Genomic DNA, 1,567 nt, shown 5'->3' with positions numbered 1-1,567 from the left:
GTTGGCACATGAAATGACTATGGCTCTTTAAAAACCTGCGGCCTTTGGCACCGCCTCCCGCTCGGGATTGAGGTGCACCACTTCTGGCAAGCTGAGGTCTCGGATGTCACCTGACCACCGCTCCGGGTAGCGCTGCTTCGCGGCCTCAAAGACTTCCCTGCGCTGTGCCAGAATGCCTTCAGCTTCGCCGCTATGTCGCTGTCCTGGGGTGACGTAGCGAAGGGCGCTGTGGCGGTGCTCATGGTTGTACCACTCGATAAATTTCTGGACCCAGTCCTGCGCCTCGATCAGGGTCGCGAAGCCGTCGCCGGGGAAGCCCGGCCGGTACTTCAGCGTCTTGAAGGCTGACTCGGCAAAGGCGTTGTCGTTGCTGACCCGTGGCCGGCTATACGACGTGTTGATGCCCAGGTCATACAGCTTCTCCAAGAAGGTCCCCGCCTTCATCGGGCTACCGTTATCCGAGTGGAGAATCAATGGCTTATGAAGGTCCGTCAGGCGCTCACGCCAGCACGTCTTCTGGATCAGCTCAGCAGCCAGTTCGCCAGTCTCAGCTTCATAGACCTCGTGCCCGACGATCTTGCGGCTGTAGACATCCATGATCAGGTACAGATACCACCAGGTGCCACGCGCAGGGCCGGGCAGCCACGAAATGTCCCAGCACCACAGATGGTTAGGCGCCGTGGCCTGATGTGTCGTCGGCTGCCGCTTTCGCTGCGGGGCCTGCTGGCGGCCCCGGTGGTGTTGCTGGCCGACTTCATGGAGGACTCGGTACATCGTCGACTCCGACGCCAGGTAGCGCCCTTTGTCCGCCTGATCGGCCACGATGAAGGCCGGAGGGCGGCTTCGATATTCCGGGGCGTTGCACACCGCCACAACCGCCTCTCGCTCCTTGGAAGACAGCTTGTTGGCCGGCTCCGGGCGGTCGGCATCGGGGCGTCGATCCGCCGCCACCTCGCCTTCGGCGATCCAGCGGTAGTAGGTTCGAACGTTAATGCCCATCACCTGACAGGCCTTGGCCAGCCGAGCACCGTCACGCTGGGCGTCTTGCACCAGGGTCACGATGCGCTGGCGATCCGGGAGGCTGGTCAGTCGTCCTCGTCGTTGGTCGTGCCCCAGATCGCCTCGGCCTTTTTTGACAGGGCCAGCAGCGCCGCCGTCTCGGCGAGTGCCTTGTCCTTGCGGTGCAGCTCACGCTCTAGCTTACGGAGCCGCTTCTGCTCCTCCTTGCGTGCCTTTCGGAGCTGCTTGGCCTGCGCTGCCGCATCATCGTTGGCGTTCATGCAGGCATCCCGCCAGGCCTCCACCTGCTCGGGGTAGAGCCCACGCTCGCGGCAATAGGCGCTGACTTCGGCCTCGTTCATCGGGGCCGTCTCCAGGACGATCTGGAACTTCTCCTGGCTCGTCCACTGATCGGGCTTGGTGGAACGTGATGGCAAAACCTGTCCTCGTGCTCTGGCCTGTTTCCGCCAATTGTAGAGGGTTGTCGCTGTGATGCCTTCCTGTTCAGCCAGTTCCGGGATGGTCAGGCTCATAGGCGGGGCCATCTTCTGGAGGATGGCTTCCTTAC

At 62.5% G+C, this 1,567-nt stretch carries 1 protein-coding gene; it reads right to left on the bottom strand.

What is annotated here, in order from left to right; all coding sequences use genetic code 11:
• Nucleotides 1-27: 27 nt before the first annotated feature.
• Nucleotides 28-1,567, bottom strand: a protein-coding gene (locus U5L98_RS15020; RefSeq protein WP_322559118.1) for an IS3 family transposase whose coding sequence is annotated in 2 segments (ribosomal slippage) — nucleotides 28-1,107 and nucleotides 1,110-1,567 — 1,538 coding nt annotated over the 2 segments. Because the reading frame shifts where the segments join, the coding sequence is not laid out codon by codon here. This gene is flagged as partial in the annotation.

It is taken from the genome of Halomonas sp. (genome assembly GCF_034520545.1).
In the GTDB taxonomy this organism is placed as follows: domain Bacteria; phylum Pseudomonadota; class Gammaproteobacteria; order Pseudomonadales; family Halomonadaceae; genus Halomonas.
This window is presented reverse-complemented; position numbering and strand designations above follow the sequence as displayed.